This window comes from Oleiphilus sp. HI0132 (genome assembly GCF_001635845.1).
On sequence record NZ_LWGJ01000830.1, the window covers coordinates 1 to 685 of the forward strand.

1 protein-coding gene is annotated in these 685 nt (G+C 44.5%); it reads right to left on the reverse strand.

Annotated elements, in window-relative coordinates:
* Nucleotides 1-210: 210 nt before the first annotated feature.
* Nucleotides 211-685, reverse strand: a 475-nt coding sequence (locus A3766_RS09485) for a CheW domain-containing protein (protein WP_197479483.1), incomplete at its 5' end; no start/stop codon positions are given.

Here is a 685-nt window from a genome sequence, read left to right on the forward strand (position 1 = left end):
AAAAGTGACGTTTTGCAGAATCGGATCTTCAGCAGCATGGCTACTGTGCCCAGTGTTTGATGTCATTAGTTGACCCCTTACCTATTTCCTAAAAGACAATAATTCGCGCCAAGTTTTCAAAGCTTTACTCTCTCACGTCAAAAACTTAACAGATCATCTTCTAAATATAGAGCATCGCACAATCTATGCCAGAAAATAGTGACACAATTATCAAGAAATTGAGCTTCCATTGCCAGAAGCTTTCTCTTCTAGCATCAAGCTCATTACGTCTGCGTCGAGTAAAGCACACATATGCCCTATCACCGTACCAGATAACCACGCTCGACTCGTACGCTCACTGCGCCATTTAACCATATCAGGTTCAAGCTGAATGGATTCGTGAACTGAGTCGCAAGCTAAGCCCCAATTATTTCCACCCAGTCTAATAATGAACTGATATCCGGCCCGAGCATCCTCGCTCCAACGGTCCGGCATGACCCATTGAGCTGTATCGACTACTCTGACATTTCTATCCAAATGTCTATACAAGCCCATAAAATAATCTGCCCGGCCGACAATTGGCGTGAGCTCCTTTTCAATTTTATAGATTGCACCGAGAGAAACTAAAGGCACCGCAAGCTTTAAACCCGCTACAGAAAAGATCAAACACTCGAAGCGATCTTGAGCCCATGAAGGCGGCCCAACT